At 69.8% G+C, this 17588-nt stretch carries 13 protein-coding genes; 11 read left to right on the forward strand and 2 right to left on the reverse strand.

Annotated elements, in window-relative coordinates; translation table 11 throughout:
• The first annotated feature begins 20 nt into the window (after window positions 1-20).
• Window positions 21-2720: a hypothetical protein gene (locus tag AC0L5F_RS15685; protein ID WP_473314356.1), complete on the forward strand. Its 2700-nt coding sequence runs from the start codon at window positions 21-23 to the stop codon at window positions 2718-2720.
• Window positions 2721-2803: 83 nt separating this feature from the next.
• Here the strand turns inward: AC0L5F_RS15685 and AC0L5F_RS15690 are convergent, their stop codons facing one another.
• Window positions 2804-3133, reverse strand: a complete 330-nt coding sequence (locus AC0L5F_RS15690) for a hypothetical protein (RefSeq protein ID WP_473314357.1) — start codon at window positions 3131-3133, stop codon at window positions 2804-2806.
• A 6-nt stretch (window positions 3134-3139) separates the two neighbouring features.
• On the opposite strand from AC0L5F_RS15690, the gene AC0L5F_RS15695 reads away from it, so the two are divergent.
• From AC0L5F_RS15695 to AC0L5F_RS15740, 10 genes are all read left to right on the forward strand, one after another.
• Entirely contained in the window at window positions 3140-3640 is a 501-nt protein-coding gene (locus AC0L5F_RS15695) for a hypothetical protein (protein WP_473314358.1), read from the forward strand.
• Window positions 3641-3794: 154 nt separating this feature from the next.
• On the forward strand, window positions 3795-4574 hold the full coding sequence (locus tag AC0L5F_RS15700) for an electron transfer flavoprotein subunit beta/FixA family protein (RefSeq protein ID WP_473314359.1): 780 nt from the start codon (window positions 3795-3797) through the stop codon (window positions 4572-4574).
• Window positions 4575-4603: 29 nt separating this feature from the next.
• A complete protein-coding gene (locus tag AC0L5F_RS15705; RefSeq protein ID WP_473314360.1) occupies window positions 4604-5548 on the forward strand; it encodes an electron transfer flavoprotein subunit alpha/FixB family protein in 945 nt (314 codons plus the stop codon).
• Between the two features lie 209 nt (window positions 5549-5757).
• On the forward strand, window positions 5758-7389 hold the full coding sequence (locus AC0L5F_RS15710) for a peptide ABC transporter substrate-binding protein (RefSeq protein WP_473314361.1): 1632 nt from the start codon (window positions 5758-5760) through the stop codon (window positions 7387-7389).
• 152 nt (window positions 7390-7541) lie between these two features.
• Window positions 7542-8450 carry an ABC transporter permease gene (locus tag AC0L5F_RS15715; protein ID WP_473314362.1) on the forward strand — a complete coding sequence of 303 codons (909 nt, stop codon included), beginning with the start codon at window positions 7542-7544 and terminating at the stop codon, window positions 8448-8450.
• Window positions 8443-9432, forward strand: coding sequence for an ABC transporter permease (locus AC0L5F_RS15720; RefSeq protein WP_473314363.1), 990 nt, complete (start codon window positions 8443-8445; stop codon window positions 9430-9432). Before AC0L5F_RS15715 ends, AC0L5F_RS15720 begins: the two co-directional genes overlap by 8 nt.
• Window positions 9429-11159 (forward strand): dipeptide ABC transporter ATP-binding protein, encoded by a 1731-nt coding sequence (locus AC0L5F_RS15725; protein ID WP_473314365.1) that lies wholly within the window; start codon window positions 9429-9431, stop codon window positions 11157-11159. The genes AC0L5F_RS15720 and AC0L5F_RS15725 overlap by 4 nt, the downstream gene beginning before the upstream one ends.
• Window positions 11160-11212: 53 nt before the next feature.
• A complete protein-coding gene (locus AC0L5F_RS15730) occupies window positions 11213-11866 on the forward strand; it encodes a hypothetical protein (protein ID WP_473314366.1) in 654 nt (217 codons plus the stop codon).
• Complete coding sequence (locus AC0L5F_RS15735) at window positions 11863-13428, forward strand: DNA polymerase Y family protein (RefSeq protein WP_473314367.1); 1566 nt, start codon at window positions 11863-11865, stop codon at window positions 13426-13428. Before AC0L5F_RS15730 ends, AC0L5F_RS15735 begins: the two co-directional genes overlap by 4 nt.
• An 88-nt stretch (window positions 13429-13516) precedes the next feature.
• On the forward strand, window positions 13517-16936 hold the full coding sequence (locus tag AC0L5F_RS15740; RefSeq protein ID WP_473314368.1) for an error-prone DNA polymerase: 3420 nt from the start codon (window positions 13517-13519) through the stop codon (window positions 16934-16936).
• A 6-nt stretch (window positions 16937-16942) separates the two neighbouring features.
• Here AC0L5F_RS15740 and AC0L5F_RS15745 read toward each other — a convergent pair whose 3' ends face one another.
• Window positions 16943-17587: a dihydrofolate reductase family protein gene (locus AC0L5F_RS15745; protein ID WP_473314369.1), complete on the reverse strand. Its 645-nt coding sequence runs from the start codon at window positions 17585-17587 to the stop codon at window positions 16943-16945.
• Window position 17588: the final 1 nt, after the last annotated feature.

The raw sequence follows: 17588 nt of genomic DNA on the forward strand, positions 1-17588 counted from the left end.
CCGTGTTTCAAAGGGGAGTCATGTCGGACCCGCAGTCCAACCGCACGTCCGGTTCGCGCCGGTTCGACCCGCTCCAGGCGGCTGCCGACACGATTCGCGAAGACGGGGACTCCAGTGCGGAGTCGTCCAGCGGCGGCGATGAGTCGACCTCGAAGAACCAGCAGCAGCTGAGTCCTCGCGAGCGGCGAGCGGCGGCTCGTGCGGCGCGCCAGGAGGCTGCGGATCGACGCAAGAAGGAGCGCGCGGCCGCCAAGGCGTCCGCCCACGGTCGTCGCCACGCGTCCGACCCCGCGGAAGAGGCTCCTGCCGAGAAGTCCCTGGCGGAGCGCCTCGCGGAGGCGCGCCGCGAGGCGGCCCCCGACGCTCCCGCCGAGCCGGTGGCCGAGGAGCAGGCGGTGGTCGAGGCCACACAGACGTTCGACGCCGTCCGTGACGAGACCCCGGAGAAGAGCCCCGATCGCGGTGCACGACGCGACGAGGCCCCGGACCTGTCGTCCTTCGGCGCCATGACGGCCGGTCAGGTGCTGGCGGCCGAGAACCAGGCCGACACCGCCGCAGAGGCGAATGACACCGCCGCAGAGGCGAATGACACCGCCGCAGAGGCGAATGACACCGCCGCAGAGGCGAATGACACCGCCGCTGAGGCGAATGACACCGCCGCCAAGGCGAACGACACCGCCGCTGCGGCGAACGACGCCCTCGACGGGCCCGCGCCCGAGCTCGACACGCCCGCCGACGGCGTCATCGATCAGCTCTCCGTGAACGAGGCACCAGCCGACGACGTTCCGGCGAACGACGCACTCGCCGACGACGTGCAGCCCGAGAAGTCCGCGCCGGCCGAGGAGCCCGAGGCCGAGCCGGTCGCCGCGGAGCACTCCGTCGAGGATCTTTCCGTCGCCGAGGAGTCGCCGGTCGCCGAGGAGACCCCCGTCGAGGAAGCCCCGTCGGCCGAGTCCGCGCTCGAGGACGGGTCGTCCTCACAGCGATCGTTCACCCCGCCCACGGTCTCGTTCGCCGAGAAGCTGGCCGCGGCCAGCGCCGCCGCTCAGGACCGGGTGTCCGCAGCCCGCGCCGAAGCCGCCCGACTCATGGAGGAGGCCGCGCGAGAGCGGGCCGAGGTCCAGGCCCGGTTGTCGGCCGACGAGGCCGCGCAGCGCGAGATCGCCGCACGCAAGCTGCAGGCTGCCGAGGAGGCCGCGGCGGAGCGAGTCAGCTCGGCCCAGGCCGAGGCGGAGCGGGTGTCCGCCGAGATCGAGCGCGAACGAGCCGCCGCCGCTGCCAAGATCGAGCAGCTGCAGCGGGAGGCCGACGAACGCGTCGAGGCCGCGCGCGCCGAGGCCGAGCGTCAGGCGCAGCAGCGTCTGGACGAGGCCGCCGCCGAGGCCAAGCGCCTCGCCGACGAGTCGGACCAGAAGACGCGCACGCTCGCCGAGCAGAAGCTCCGCGAGGCCGAGAAGGCGGCCGAGGAAGCCGCCAACCGCCGTCTCGAGGCGGCCGAGCAGGATGCCCAGCGCCGCATCGAGGAGGCCCAGGCCGAGGCGCAACGTGTCGCTGCCTCTGCCGCAGCAGACCGGGACGCCGCTGCCGCCCAGCTGGCGCGCGAGCGTCAGGATGCCGACTCCCGGCTCGCCGAGGTTCGTGCGCAGGCCGAGCTGGTCGTCAAGGAGGCCGAGGAGAAGGCCGCCGAGCACATTGCCGCTGCCCAGGCCGAGGCTCAGCGCGTGGCGGCTTCGGCCGAGTCCGAGCGCGACGCGGCTCAGCAGCGGCTCGCAGCCGAGCGCGCCGAGGCCGAGTCCAAGCTCGCCGAGGTGCGGGCCGAGACCGAGCAGATCGTCCGGGAGGCCGAGGAGAAGGCGGCGCAGCACGTCGATGCCGCCAAGTCCGAGGCCGAGAAGTTCGCCCAGGAGACCGCTGCCGAGCGGGTGGCCATCGCCGTCCGCCTGGCCGACGCCGAGCGTGCCGCCGAGGAGAAGCTGGTCGCGGCCAAGGCCGAGGCCGACCGCTTCGCGGCCGAGGCGCAGCAGCGTCACGACGAGGCCACTGCCCAGCTGGCCCGTGAGCGTGACGAGGCCAAGGCGCTCGTGGCCGCGGCCAACGAGGAGGCTGCCAAGGTTGCCGCCGAGGCTGCTGCCGAGCGCGACGAAGCGGCTCGCAAGCTGGCCGAGGCCGAGCGCACCGCAGAGCAGAAGGTGCGCGCCGCTCAGGTGGAGGCCGAGCGGGTCAGCGCGGAGGCCGCGGCTGCCGAGAAGGCGGCCGAGGAGGCGCGTGTCGAGGCGGAGCGCAAGCTCGCGGAGAATGCCGAGGCTGCGCGTGCCGAGATCGAGCGATCCATCGCCCAGGCCGAGAAGGAGGCGGCCGCCACCATCGAGGCGGCCAGGGCCGAGGCCAAGGCGGTCGCCGACGGTGCCGAGCAGCAGGCCCGCGAACGGGTCGCTGCCGCCGAGGACGAGTCGCGCCGGGTCCACGAGCAGGCCAAGCGCGAGGCCCAGGACCGCATGTCGCAGGCGGTGGCCGCAGCCCGGCACGCCGCTGAGGAGAAGCTTCCAGGAGGCGGAGCGCACCGCGATGGAGTGGATCGCCGCGGCCGAGGCCGAGGCCGACCGGGTGGCGCAGTCGCAGTTCATCGCGGCCAACCAGTCGTCCGCGTCGGTCTCCTTGGCTGCACCGGCGCCCTCTGTCGACGAGTACGTCGACGAACGCGATCACTCCACGGACAGTGACCACCCCACGGATGACTCCGTCGATCAGCCCGAGGAGGTGACCGACGAAGCCGGGGCACTCGCCGCCCCGACCAGAAAAAGAGTCATCCGACGACGCTGACCGACTGACCTCTGAACGTCTCGAGGCCGAACGCCTGAAGGCCGAACGTCTCGAGGCCGAACGCCTGAAGGCCGAACGTCTCGAGGCCGAACGGCTGGAGGCCGAGCGCCTCGAGACCGAGCGCCTGGAGGCCGAACGGCTCGCCGCCGAGCGGGCCGAGGCCAAGCAGGCACAGCGCGATGCCCGCGAGCAGGAGCGGGCCCGGCGCAAGGCCGAGAAGGCTGCCGCCCGGGCCGAGCGTGCTGCGGCTCGTGCGGAGGCCGACCCCGAGATCGCCGCTGCCGACACGGCTGAGTCCGCAGCTGAGGCTCACGAGGTCGTGTCGAGCCCGTCTGCTCGCGAGGTGCGCCAGCGCAAGAGCGAGGCCAAGGCGGCCGGAGCGGCAGAGCGCAAGCAGCGCAAGGCCGACGAGCGCACGCAGCGCAAGCAGCGCAAGGACGAGTCCCGCACGGTCGCAGCCTCTGGGCAGGCCGATCCGGTGGTGCCGGAACCGCCCTCTCTGGAGCACCCGAGTCGCGCCTCCACCCGCGCTCGTCTGGCGATGGTGGCCCTGGTCCTCGGAGTCGCCGGTCTGATCTGTTCGGTGCTGCTGGCCATCGGTGCACTGCTCGCCGCGATCGAGGCCGACGCGTCAGGCGGAGTGGTCGGGGCGATCTCCGACGTGTGTGACGTCCTGGTGGGGCCGCTGGGCGGCATCGCCACCTTCAGCGGCGAGAATGCCGCGTCCAAGGCCGACCTGGTCTCGCGTGGCCTGGCGTCGATGCTCTACCTGGTGGTCGGCCTCGCGTTGCCGTCAGTGGCGCGGCGCAGCGACTCCTGAGGCCCGCCGGAGTGTGACCGATCGCATGCCCGAGGCAGTCGCACCGATTGCTACCAAAAGGTAACGTCGATGTGAAGAGGCTGTGTGTCAAGCCGCCATCGGCAGTGGCACAGTGGAATCCTCACCCCGTTCACCTGATCACAGGAGGGTCCTCGTGACCAAGATCGTCGTCGCCGTCAAGTACGTGCCGGACGCCACCGCGAATCGCACCTTCAGCGCAGACAACACCGTCGACCGCGAAGGTGTGGACGGACTGTTGTCCGAGCTTGACGAGTACGCGGTCGAGCAGGCCCTTCAGGTCGTCGAGGCCGGCGAGGGTGAGGTGACGGTCCTGACCGTCGGCCCGGCCGACGCCGCTGATGCCGTGCGCAAGGCGCTGCAGATGGGCGCTGATGCAGGCGTCCACGTGCAGGACGACGCGATCGGTGGATCCGACGCGTTCGCCACCTCGCTGATCCTGGCCAAGGCCATCGAGAAGCTCGACTACGACATGGTGTTCTTCGGCATGGCCTCCACCGATGGCGGGCTCGGCGTCGTGCCGACGTTGGTCGCCGAGCGCCTCGGCCTGCCGGCCGTCACGTACGCGTCCGAGATCACCGTCGACGGCGACACCGTCAAGATCCGCCGCGACGGCGACGTCGCCACCCAGGAGATCGAGGCGTCGGGCAAGCTGCTGGTCAGCGTCACTGACCAGACTGGCGAGGCCCGCTACCCGTCGTTCAAGGGCATCATGGCCGCCAAGAAGAAGGACGTGCAGGAGTGGACGCTGTCCGACCTGGGCGTCGATGCCGGTGAGGTCGGGCTCGACAACGCGTGGACGAAGGTCGAGTCCTTCGAGCCGCGTCCGCCGCGCACCGCCGGCGAGATCGTGACCGACGAGGGAGACGGCGGCACCAAGCTCGCCGAGTTCCTGGCGTCCAAGAAGTTCGTCTGAGCCCCACGGATTCGAAGAGAGACTGACACATGACTGAAGTACTCGTCCTGATCGAGGCCCCGGACGGCAAGGTCACCAAGCCGTCGTTGGAGCTGCTCACCATCGCCCGCCGCATCGGCGAGCCGTCGGCCGTCGTGTTCGGCGACTGCGACACCGCCGTGCTCGGTGAGCACGGCGCGGAGAAGATCTACACCTACGACGACTCGGCGTTCGCGGACTTCCTGGTCGCGCCCAAGGCCGAGGCGCTGGCCCAGCTGGTCGCCGACAAGAGCCCGGCCGCCGTGCTGGTCGGTTCGTCCGCCGAGGGCAAGGAGATCGCGGCTCGCGTCGCGCTCAAGTCCGAGTCGGGCCTGATCACCGACGCCGTCGACGTGCAGGTCGACGGCGGAACCGTCACCACCACCCAGTCGGTGTTCGCCGGCAACTTCACCGTGCAGGCCCAGGTCACCAAGGGCTCGCCGATCATCGCCGTCAAGCCCAACTCGGCCGCACCCGAGGCCGTCGCCGGCGCCGGCGCCGTCGAGGCCATGACCGCCGACATCTCCGACGCCGCCAAGACCGCCAAGATCACCTCGTCGAAGCCCAAGGAGGCCTCGGGCCGTCCCGAGCTGACCGAGGCCGCCATCGTGGTCTCCGGTGGCCGCGGCACCGGCGGTGACTTCTCCGAGGTCGAGGCGTTCGCCGACAGCCTCGGTGCGGCCGTGGGTGCATCGCGCGCCGCGGTCGACTCCGGCTGGTACCCGCACAGCTTCCAGGTGGGACAGACCGGCAAGACGGTCTCGCCGCAGCTGTACGTCGCCAACGGCATCTCCGGTGCCATCCAGCACCGGGCCGGCATGCAGACGTCCAAGACGATCGTCGCGGTCAACAAGGACGAGGAGGCCCCGATCTTCGAGCTCGTCGACTTCGGCGTCGTCGGCGACCTCAAGACCGTCCTCCCGCAGGCCACCGAAGAGGTCAAGAAGCGCAAGTGACGGCTTCCAGCTGACCGTCCGTCACGTCGACGCGGTGCCACCCCACGGGTGGTGCCGCGTCGTCGTTCGCGGACCCGCACGGGACGCCGAGAAGATTTGGTGACGGTTCGATTACGTAGCCCGTTGGTGCTAGGTGGCGGTGGTTCTCAGGTGATAGCAATGGACAGGCGTGCGACAGCGCGCGTCCATGTACATCACAGGAGGAATCCATGCGACTCACTCGGCGAACACGCCTGGCGGGTGTGGCACTGCTCGCAGCGGCCGGCCTGACCCTGGCCGCTTGCGGCGGCGGCAGCGACGGCGGTGACACCGGTGCGAGCACCGACGCGGTCATCTCGGTCAACGGCTCTGAGCCCCAGAACCCGCTGATCCCGACCGCCACCAACGAGACCGGCGGCGGCAACCCGATCCAGAACCTGTTCGCAGGTCTGGTCGCGTACAACGCCGATGGCTCGACGACCAACGAGGTCGCAGACTCCATCAAGTCCGACGACTCCATCCTGTGGACGGTCAAGCTCAAGGACTGGAAGTTCACCGACGGCACGCCGGTCACGGCCAAGTCGTTCGTCGACGCCTGGAACTACGGCGCGGATGCGGCCAACGCCCAGCTGAACGCGTACTTCTTCTACCCGATCGCCGGCACCGACGAGAACGGCAACACCGAGGGTGGCGCCAAGACGATCTCGGGCCTGAACGTCGTGGACGACAAGACGTTCACCATCAAGCTCAAGAACCCTGAGTCGGACTTCCCGCTGCGACTCGGCTACTCGGCCTACTTCCCGCTGCCCGAGGCCGCCTTCGGCTCCGACGGCAAGATCACCAAGGAGTACGGCGAGCGCCCGATCGGCAACGGCCCGTACGTCCTGTCGGACTCCGGCTGGGAGCACGACGTGCAGATCTCCATGGTCCCCAACAAGGACTACGACGGAGCGCACAAGCCCAAGAACGGCGGTCTGACCTTCAAGTTCTACGCCGATCTCGACTCGGCGTACAGCGACCTGCAGGCGGGCAACCTCGACGTCCTGGACACCGTCCCGGACAGCGCGCTGACCACCTACACCACCGACAGCAGCGTCCAGGCGTTCAACCAGCCCGGTTCGGTGTTCCAGTCGTTCACCATCCCGGAGAGCCTCAAGCACTTCAGTGGCGAAGAGGGCAACCTGCGTCGTCAGGCCATCTCGCACGCCATCAACCGCGCCCAGATCACCGACAAGATCTTCAACGGCACGCGTACCCCGGCCAAGGACTTCACGGCCCCGGTGCTCGACGGTTGGACCGACAAGGTCGCCGGCAACGACGTCCTCGACTTCGACGAGGCCAAGGCCAAGGACCTGTGGGCCCAGGCTGACGCCATCAGCCCGTGGGACGGCAAGTTCCAGATCGCCTACAACGCCGATGGTGGCCACAAGGCGTGGGTCGACGCGACCACGAACCAGATCAAGAACGTGCTCGGCATCGATTCGTCGGGTGCTCCGTACCCGACGTTCGACGAGATGCGCACCAAGATCACCGACCGCACCATCAAGACCGCGTTCCGTACCGGTTGGCAGGCCGACTACCCGTCGATGCTCAACTACCTCGGACCGCTGTACGGCACGGGCGCCGGTTCCAACGACGGTGACTACTCCAACAAGGATCTCGACAAGGTCCTGGCGGAGGCCGCCACCGCTCAGGGTGACGACCGCTACAAGCTGATCGAGCAGGCCCAGGGCATCTTGTTCAAGGACCTGCCGGCGATCCCGCTGTGGTACTCCAACGTTGCCGCCGCTGCTGCACAGGGCGTCGAGAACGTCGAGTTCACCTGGCAGAACCTGCCGGACTACTTCAAGATCACGAAGTAGGTCGCACAACCACACCGTGAACTCTGGGGCGGCGATCACCATCGCCGCCCCAGAGTTCTATGGTGGTCAGATCGTCCCCGGCCCACAGGTTCACGGGACGGTATCCGGCTCTCGTCCCAGGAGGCAGTGTGTGGTGGTACGTCGGTAGACGCGTGCTCCAGACCATTCCGGTCATCATCTTCTCGACCCTGATCATCTACGCACTGGTCTTCTTGAGACCGGGAGACCCCGTCGTCGCCCTGTTCGGCGAGAAGCCGGTCTCTGAGGCCGTCCGGGCCCAGATCGAGTCGCAGTACAACCTCGACAAGCCGTTCCTCGTCCAGTGGTTGCTGTTCCTCAAGGGAGCGGTCACCCTCGACTTCGGCACCTCGTTCTCCGGCCAGCCGGTCATCGACCTCGTGCAGCGGGCCTTCCCGGTCACGGTCACCCTGGCCCTGATGGCCATCGCCTTCGAGGCCGTCTTCGGCCTGATCATGGGCACCATCGCCGGGCTGCGTCGCGGCGGCTGGTTTGACACCATCACGCTGCTGATCTCGCTCGGCCTGATCGCGCTGCCGATCTTCCTGGTGGCGTTCGTCTTCCAGTACTTCATCGGGGTCAAGTCCGGCATCAGCTGGCTGCCACCCACCGTCGGCGGCGACTGGTCGCTCAACGAGCTGATCGTCCCGGCGATCGTGCTGGGCATCGTGCAGTTCGCCTTCGTGCTGCGGCTCACGCGCACGTCGGTGGGCGAGAACATGAGCGCCGACCATGTGCGCACCGCCCGCGCCAAGGGCATGCCCGAGCGGTTGGTCATCCGCAACCACGTGCTGCGCAACTCGATGATTCCCGTCGTCACGTATCTGGGCATCGAGCTCGGGTCGCTGATGGCCGGTGCGGTCGTCACCGAGGGCATCTTCAACATCCCCGGTGTAGGCAACCTGGCGTACAAGGCAATCCAGCGCGGGGAGACGCCCACGATCGTGTCGGTGATCACGATCTTCGTGCTCATCTACGTGTTCATGAACTTGATCGTCGACCTGCTGTACGCCGTGCTCGATCCGAGGATTCGCTATGAGTGAGAACATCCACCACGCTGGTGCCCGACCGGGCCAGGAGCGCTACGTCGCCCCGATCGACGACATCCCGCTGGCCGAGGTCGACGCCGTCGACATGGACAAGGTCCCCGAGAGCCAGTGGAAGGAGATCTGGGGTCGACTCCGCAAGAGCCCGCTGTTCTGGTTCGCGTCGGCCATCTTGCTGGTCCTCGCGGTGATGATCGCCTTCCCCACGCTGTTCACCAGCCAGGACCCCAACTACATGAACCTCGGCGACAGTCTCGAGCCGGCGCGCTCCGGTCACCCGTTCGGGTTCACCCGGCAAGGCGGCGACGTCTGGGCCCGCACGGTCTACGGCGCGCGCGCCTCGGTGGCGGTCGGAGTGCTGACCACGCTGATCGTCGGAGTGCTGGGCATCGTCACCGGGGCCATCGCGGGCTACTACGGCAAGCTCGTCGACACGCTGCTCTCGCGCACGGCCGACATCTTCTTCTCCATCCCGCTGCTGCTGGCCGCGATCGTGGTCATCTCGGTGCTCAACAACATCTACCCCGATCGAGGGTTCTGGCTCTCGGTCACCATCGTGGTGCTGGCGCTCGGCGCGTTCGCCTGGCCGCAGATCACCCGCCAGATGAGAGGCGCGGTGCTCGAGGTCAAGACGTTGGAGTTCGTCGACGCGGCCACCGCCATCGGCGCCAGCCGCTGGACCAACCTCAAGCGGCACATCGTGCCCAACTCGTTGGCCCCGGTGATCGTCACCATGACCATCTCGCTGGGCGTGTTCATCGTCGCCGAGTCCACGCTGTCCTACCTGAGTCTCGGGCTGCCGCAGAACGTGGTGTCGTGGGGCAACGACCTCGCGGCCGCACAGGTGCAGATCCGATCGGGCCAGAACCTGCGGGTCCTGTGGGTGCCCGCCGTCGCCTTGGCCACCACGGTGCTCGGGTTCATCCTGCTGGGTGAGGCCGTGCGCGAAGCCATTGATCCGAAGGCGAGGAAGTCATGACCACCGCACCTGTCGGGAACGGGCCGCTGCTGCAGGTCAAGGACCTGCACGTCAGCTTCCGCGACGAGAAGAAGCGTGAGGTCAAGGCGGTGCGGGGCGCGAACCTCACGGTGTACCCGGGCCAGACCGTGGCCATCGTGGGAGAGTCCGGCTCTGGCAAGTCCACCACGGCGCACGCCGTCATCGACCTGTTGCCCGGATCGGGTCACGTCACGGGCGGAGAGATCCTCTTCGAGGGACAGGACATCGCCAAGGCGGACAAGGACGCCATCTTGGCCCTGCGTGGGTCGTCGATCGGCCTGGTCCCGCAGGACCCGATGTCGAACCTCAACCCGCTGTGGAAGGTCGGCACGCAGATCAAGGAGTCGTTGGTCGCCAACGGCATCGCCACCGGCGAGGACGCCGACAAGCGGGTCGTCGAGCTGCTCGAGGAGGCCGGACTTCCCGACGCCGAACGGCGTGCGCGGCAGTACCCGCACGAGTTCTCCGGCGGCATGCGTCAGCGTGCGCTGATCGCCATGGGCCTCGCAGCCCGCCCACGCCTGCTGATCGCTGACGAGCCCACCTCGGCGCTCGACGTGACGGTGCAGAAGCAGATCCTGGACCACATCGACCACCTCAGCGACACCCTGGGCGTGGCCGTCCTGCTCATCACCCACGACCTCGGTCTCGCTGCGGAGCGGGCCGACCACCTGGTCGTGATGTACAAGGGCCAGGTCGTCGAGTCCGGCCCCGCGCTGGAGATCCTGCAGGATCCGCAGCACCCGTACACCCAGCGGCTGGTGGCCAAGGCGCCGTCGTTGGCGTCGCAGCGGCTGTCCTCGGTGCATGCGAGAGAGAAGATCGTCGAGCAGGCGCGGGTCGCGGCGCAGGAGGTCGCCGCCGAGATCGCCCAGAGCGACGAGGAGATCGGCGAGGGCAACGAGCACGTCATCGACGTGCAGAACCTGACCCGCGTGTTCAAGCTGCGCGGCAGCCGGCCGGGTCAGTCGGTCGACTTCACGGCCGTCGACGACGTCTCGTTCAAGGTGCGTCGCGGCACCACCATGGCCATCGTGGGGGAGTCCGGCTCGGGCAAGTCCACCGTGGCGCGCATGGTGCTCGACCTGCTGCCGCCCACGTCGGGCCGCGTGCTGTTCGACGGCGTCGACGTCCGCGGGCTCAAGGGCAAGGATCTGCTGCGGCTGCGCCGCAAGATGCAGCCGGTGTTCCAGAACCCCTACGCGTCACTGGATCCGTTGTACTCGATCTACCAGTCCATCGAGGAGCCGCTGCGCACCCACAAGATCGGCACGTCCAAGGAGCGCGAGGCGCGCGTGCGCGACCTGCTCGACAAGGTCTCGCTGCCGATCTCGCTGATGCGTCGCTTCCCGGCCGAGCTGTCCGGCGGTCAGCGCCAGCGCGTCGCCATCGCTCGTGCGCTGGCCCTGCAGCCCGAGGTCGTCATCTGCGACGAGGCCGTCTCGGCGCTCGACGTGCTGGTGCAGGCCCAGATCCTGGAGCTGCTCAACGACCTGCAGGCCGAGCTGGGTCTGAGCTACCTGTTCATCACGCACGACCTCGCCGTGGTCCGCCAGATCGCCGACGACGTGCTGGTCATGCAGGACGGCAAGGTCGTCGAGGCAGCCCCGGTCGCCGAGGTGTTCGACAACCCGCGCGAGGAGTACACCCGCAAGCTGCTCGATGCCATCCCCGGCGGATCCATCCAGCTGGCCGGCGAGGCCTGACCAGGGGGTGGACGCCCATTGACATTGTTCGAACAGGTGTTCGAAGATGAGGGGTGTCCACCTCCACCACCCTGATCAGCGAGCTGCGCGAGCGCGTGCAGCAGCTGGAGGGGCGCGCGGCCACCCAGCCGGTGGCCACGCATCCGGCCCTCGCGGGGCTGGTGCAGCTGCAGACCGGAGGGGTCTACGCCACCGACAGCGCCAGCCTCACCGGCCTGCTGATGGCCGGCCCGTCGGCCGACGGCGCTTGGTGCGGCGTGGTCGGTTCGGCCGGGTGGGGACTCGAGGCGCTCAGCGAGGTGGGGGTGCGTCTCGACCGCTGCGTGCTGGTGCCCGATCCGGGTGGTTCGTGGCTCGAGGTCACGGCTGCGCTGGTCGACGTGCTGGCCGTGGTGGTGGTCGTTCCACCTGTCACGGTCGGCGAGGGCGACGCCTCCCGCGTGGCTGCGCGACTGCGCAAGCGCGGCGCCGTGCTGGTGGTGCAGGGTCAGTGGCCGCGCGCCGACGCCCGGCTCAGCCTCGGTGAGGTCCGGTGGCAGGGCGTAGGCCGGGGACACGGCCACCTGCAGGCCCGCCAGGCCACGGTCTCGGTGGCCCGGGGAACCGCTCCGTCTCGCAGCCGGCGACTGTGGTTCCCCGACGTCGACCAGCAGGTTCGCCCCGCTGAACCGACCGCCGTCCCCAGCCCGGTGCGGAGGGTGGGATGACCGCGGTTCTCACGCCCAGGATCCTTGCGCTCTGGGCTCCCGACTGGCCGGTGGTGGCGTGCGCCGGCGACGTCCCCGCAGGCACGCCCGTGGCCGTCATGTCCAAGGGGCAGGTGCTGGCGTGCTCGCAGTCCGCCCGCGCGGAGGGGGTGAGGCGGGGCATGCGGCGCCGCGACGCGCAGTCGCGCTGCCCCGGCCTGGTGCTGCGCGACCACCAGCCCGACGCCGACGCCCGCGCCTTCGAGGAGGTGCTCACGGCGCTGGAGCAGCTCAGCCCCGGCGTCGCTGCGTTGCGGCCGGGACTGTGCGCGCTGCACGTGCCCAGTCGGTTCTACGGCGGCGAGGCCGAGGCCGGAGCGGTCTTGGCCGAGCAGCTGGTGCAGCAGGGCGTCTGGGACGTGCGCATCGGGGTGGCCGACGGACTGTTCGCCGCCGAGCAGGCCGCTCGTCTGGCGTCGCCGCAGGACAGCCTGGTGGTGCCGACTGCCGCTTCGGCGGCGTTCCTGCGCGACCTGCCGATCGACGTGCTCGACGACGGTGCCGATCAGGTGGGTGACCTCATCAGCCTGCTGCGCCGCATGGGTCTGACCACGCTGGGCGCCTTCGCCGGCCTGACGCAGGCCGACGTGCACACCCGGTTCGGCACCCACGGTGCGCTGCTGCACCGGCTGGCGTCGGGCCGTGACGCACAGCCGGTCAGTCGGCGCCGGGTGCCGCCCGAGCTCACCGCCTCGCTGTCGCTCGAGCCACCGCTGGACCGGGTCGACCAGATCGCGTTCAGCCTGCGCGCCACCGCCGAGGCCTTCGTGGCCGATCTCGCCGAGCGGGCCGCGGTCTGCACCACGGTGCGCATCGAGGTCGACGCCGATGGCTCGCTGGCCACGTCACGCCGGTGGATGCACCCGCGCTGGTTCGGCGCCACCGACCTCATCGACCGGTTGCGCTGGCAGCTGCAGCCGACCAGCCGCGACCAGGCGGGCCACAGTCCGGTGCGTGCGCCGGTCGACGCCGTGCGGCTGATCCCCGAGGTCGTCGAGCCGCTGGGTGACCACGCCGACAGCCTCTTCGGTGGTGGCCTGGACGAGCGGGTCGAGCGGGCGGTGGCGCGGGTGCAGGGCATCGTCGGTCACGAGCAGGTGGTGTCGGCGCAGGTGCAGGGCGGTCGCAGCCCGCACGAGCGACACCTGCTGGTGCCGTGGGGCGAGAAGCCGGTCGCGGCTCGCGCTGCAGCGTCTCCGTGGCCCGGCACGGTGCCGCCGCCCGCGCCGGCCACGGTGTTCGAGCAGCCCCAGGAAGCGTGGGTGGTCGGCGCCGAGGGCGTGTCGGTGGGCGTCACGGGGCGCGGTGTCGTCAACGGGGAGCCCGCCCGGTTCCGTCCGGTGCCTGGGGCCGACTGGTTGCCGGTCGCATCGTGGGCCGGTCCGTGGCCGGTCGACGATCACTGGTGGGACGAGGCCGCCGCCCGTCGCGTCGCCCGCTTCCAGGTGGTCGGCGTCGATGGCAGCGCCTGGCTCATGCTCGTCGAGGACGGCCGCTGGCACACCGAGGCCCGCTATGACTAAGCCCCAAATTTTGCGGGATCAAGCACCGTTTCGATGCACTCAAACCGTGCGTGAGCCCGCAGAATTCGGTCCTGGGACGGTGTGAGGGATGGGGTGGAACAACCCGGACATTCCGTGGGCCGAGCTGGAGCGACGGTTGTCGGGCACGGTCACGGCGGGCGACCTGCCCATCAGCCGGCACAAGGTGCCCTACGAGGCGCCGGTGGTCGAGGGGCCGACCGGTCCGGTGGTGCCGTACGCCGAGCTGCACTGCCACAGCGCGTACTCGTTCCTCGACGGCGCCAGCGGTCCCGACGTGCTGGTCACCGAGGCGGTGCGCCTGGGGCTGAGCGCTCTGGCGATCACCGACCACGACGGCTTCGCGGGCGCACCGCTGTTCGCCGAGGCCGCGGCCGAGCACGGGCTGTCCACGGTGCACGGCGCCGAGCTGTCGCTGGGGCTCACCCGGCCGCAGAACGGCATCGCCGACCCCGAGGGGTCGCACCTGCTGGTGCTGGCGCGCGGCGTCGAGGGGTATCACCGGTTGGCGGCGGCGATGACCGACGCGCACCTGCGTGGCGACGAGAAGGGGCGGCCCGACCACGACCTCGACGAGCTGGCCGAGCGGGGCCGCGGCCACTGGGTGGTGCTCACCGGGTGCCGCAAGGGAGCAGTGCGTCAGGCGCTCGACGCCGGGGGGCCGGCCGCTGCCGCCACGGCGCTGGACGACCTCACCGCGCGCTTCGGCCTCGACTCGGTGGTCGTCGAGCTGACCGACCACGGTCATCCGCAAGATAGCACCCGCAACGACGTCCTCGCCGCGCTGGCCGCCGACCACGGCCTGCCCACCGTGGCCACCAACAACGTGCACCATGCGCGTCCGTCCGAGCACCGGTTGGCCGCCGCCATGTCAGCAGTACGTGCTCGCCGCAGCCTCGCCGAGATCGACGGCTGGCTGCCGGCCACCGGCGCCGCCCACCTGCGCTCCGGCGCCGAGATGCAGGCGCGTTTCGCGCGGTATCCCGGGGCGGTGGCGCGCAGCGTCGAGATCGCCCACGCCACCGCCTTCGACCTGCGCGCCGCCACCCCGCGGCTGCCACGCCGTGGCATTCCCGAGGGCCACACCGCCATGAGCTGGCTGCGGGTGCTCGCAGACCGCGGCATCGACCAGCGGTACGGCCACAACCGCGAGGCGGCACGCGAGCGCATCGCGGACGAGCTCGCGGTCATCGAGGAGAAGGACTTTCCCGGCTACTTCCTGATCGTGCACGACATCGTGCAGTTCGCCCGCGAGCGCGGCATCCTGTGCCAGGGCCGGGGATCGTCGGCCAACTCCGCGCTCTGCTACGCGCTGGGCATCACCGCGGTCGACTCGATCCGCTACGACCTGCCGTTCGCGCGGTTCCTCGCCACCACCCGCGAGGAGGAGCCGGACATCGACGTCGACTTCGACTCCGCGCGCCGCGAGGAGGTCATCCAGTGGGTCTACGACACCTACGGGCGTCACAACGCCGCGCAGGTCGCCAACGTCATCACCTACCGCCCGCGCTCGGCCATCCGCGACGCCGCCAAGGCGCTGGGGCACTCGGTGGGTCAGCAGGACGCGTGGAGCAAGCAGATCGACGGGTGGGGTCGCACCATCGACCGCGACCTCTGTGAAGCACCGGACCAGGTGATCGACATGGCCGAGCAGCTGGTCGGCGCACCGCGCCACCTGGGCATCCACTCCGGCGGCATGATCTTGACCCAGCGGCCCATCGGGGAGGTGGTGCCCATCGAGCGCGGTCGCATGGACAAGCGCACCATCGTGCAGTGGGACAAGGACGCGTGCGAGTACATGGGCCTGGTCAAGTTCGACCTGCTGGGGCTGGGCATGCTGGGTGCCATCGACCACACGCTGAAGATCGTGGCCGAGCACCTGGGGGAGTCCTGGGAGCTGCGCACCATCCCCGGTGACGAGCCGGCCGTCTACGACATGCTGTGCCGTGGCGACTCGATCGGAGTGTTCCAGGTCGAGAGCCGCGCGCAGATCGGCACGCTGCCACGCCTGCAGCCGCGCGAGTACTACGACCTCGCGATCGAGATCGCGCTGATCCGGCCCGGCCCGATCCAGGGCGGGGCGGTGCACCCGTACATCCGACGGGCCACGGGGCGCGAGCCGATCACCTACCCGCACCCGGTGCTCGAACCGGTGCTGCGGCGCACCAAGGGGGTGCCGCTGTTCCAGGAGCAGCTGATGCAGATGGCCATCGCGATCGGCGACTGCTCCGGCGACGACGCCGACCTGCTGCGCCGCGCCATGGGCTCCAAGCGCGGCATCGAGCGCATCGAGAAGCTGCGTGAACAGCTGTACGCGGGCATGGCGCGGCACGGGTTGGACCAGGCCGAGTCCGACGCGATCTACCTGAAGATCCAGTCGTTCGCGAACTTCGGATTCGCCGAGAGCCACGCGCTCAGCTTCGCCCTGCTGGTCTACGCCAGCAGCTGGCTCAAGCTGCACTACCCGGGCGCGTTCCTTGCCGCTCTGCTGCGCAACCAGCCGATGGGGTTCTACTCGCCGCAGTCGCTGGTCGGCGACGCCCGCCGCCACGGGGTCACGGTGCTGCGCCCCGACATCATGCACTCCCGCGCCCAGGCCGACCTCGAGCCGGTGTCGGTTTACCAGGAGAACCTGGTAAACCGACACTCCTCCGGGAAAATTCACCCGGAGGAGTGTGAAGTTTCCGGGGAGGGTCCGACGGGCATGGACTCGTGCCTGTCGTTCAACCAGCCACATCCTGGAACGTTCGTGCCCGGCACTCCTGATCCCACGCCTGCCCATCGACGCGACGGCAACTTCACGGTGCGCCTCGGGCTCGACGAGGTGCAGGGAGTGGGGCTGGAGGCTGCCCAGCGGATCGTGGCGGCCCGTGCTGAGCGCCCGTTCGTCGACATGGCCGACGTGTCGCGCCGCGCCGAGCTCACGGCTGCCCAGATGGAGGCGTTGGCCACGGCGGGAGCCTTCGACGCCTTCGGGCTGACGCGTCGCCAGGCGTTGTGGAACGCCGGCTACGTCGAGCGCACCGACCAGCTCGAGGGCACCGAGGTGCAGGCACCGCCCCCGATGCTGCCGGGCATGAGCGACGTCGAGATCACCACCGCCGACCTGTGGGCCACTCGCATCTCGCCCGAGAAGCACCCGATCGAGCACCTGCGCCCGCTGCTCACAGCCGAGGGAGTGCACGCGATCGAGTCGCTGACCCGCGTCGAGACCGATGCACGGGTGCGCGTGGGCGGCCTGGTCACGCACCGACAACGCCCCGGCACCGCCAGCGGCATCACCTTCCTCAACCTCGAGGACGAGACCGGCATGCTCAACGTGGTCTGCACCCAGGCTCTGTGGGCCAGGTACCGGGTCGTCGCCCGTACCTCGGCCGGACTGGTCATCCGCGGCAAGCTCGAACGCAACGACGGGGTCATCAACCTGGTGGCCGACAAGCTCGAACGCATCGAGGTGGTCTACCCCCACCGGAGCCGTGACTTCCGGTAGCCCGGATCAGCGCGTGAAGGTGACGTGCACCGTGCCGCTCTCGGCAGCCTCGGTGGTGACGGTGTGGGTGAGGTCGAGGCTGGGCACACCGTCCCACAGGCGATGTCCCCGGCCGAGGACGATCGGAGCGACCATCAGGTGCAGGTCGTCGACGAGGCCGGCGCGCAGGAACTCGCGAGCCGTGCTCGTGCCGCCACCGATGCGCACGTCCTGACCATCGGCGGACTCGATCGCCTCGGCGAGAACGTCGGTGATCGCGCCGGCACGAAAGTGGAAGGTCGTCCCACCCTGCATCGGCAGCGAGGGCCGTGGTGCGGTGTGGGTGAGGACGAACACCGGGGTGCCGAAGGGCGGTTCGTCACCCCACCATCCGGTCCAGCTCGGATCGTCCGGGTAGGCGTGGAAGCCGAACATCGCAGCCCCCAGGATCTCCGCGCCGACACCCTCGAAGTGGGCGGCCGCGTGCCTGTCGTCGACACCGGTGGAGCCCGCGCCGCTGGTGTCGCCCAGCACCCGCTCACGAAAGGTGCGTGTGGCCGCGTACGCGGCGGTGAGTCGCCCCCAGTCCTCGCCCATCGGGTGGTCAGGCGTCTGGTCAGCCGGCACGCAGCCGTCGAGCGAGACGAACAGGTCCATGCGCACGCGCGTCACG

The organism is Aeromicrobium sp. 10G20-16, assembly GCF_055809665.1.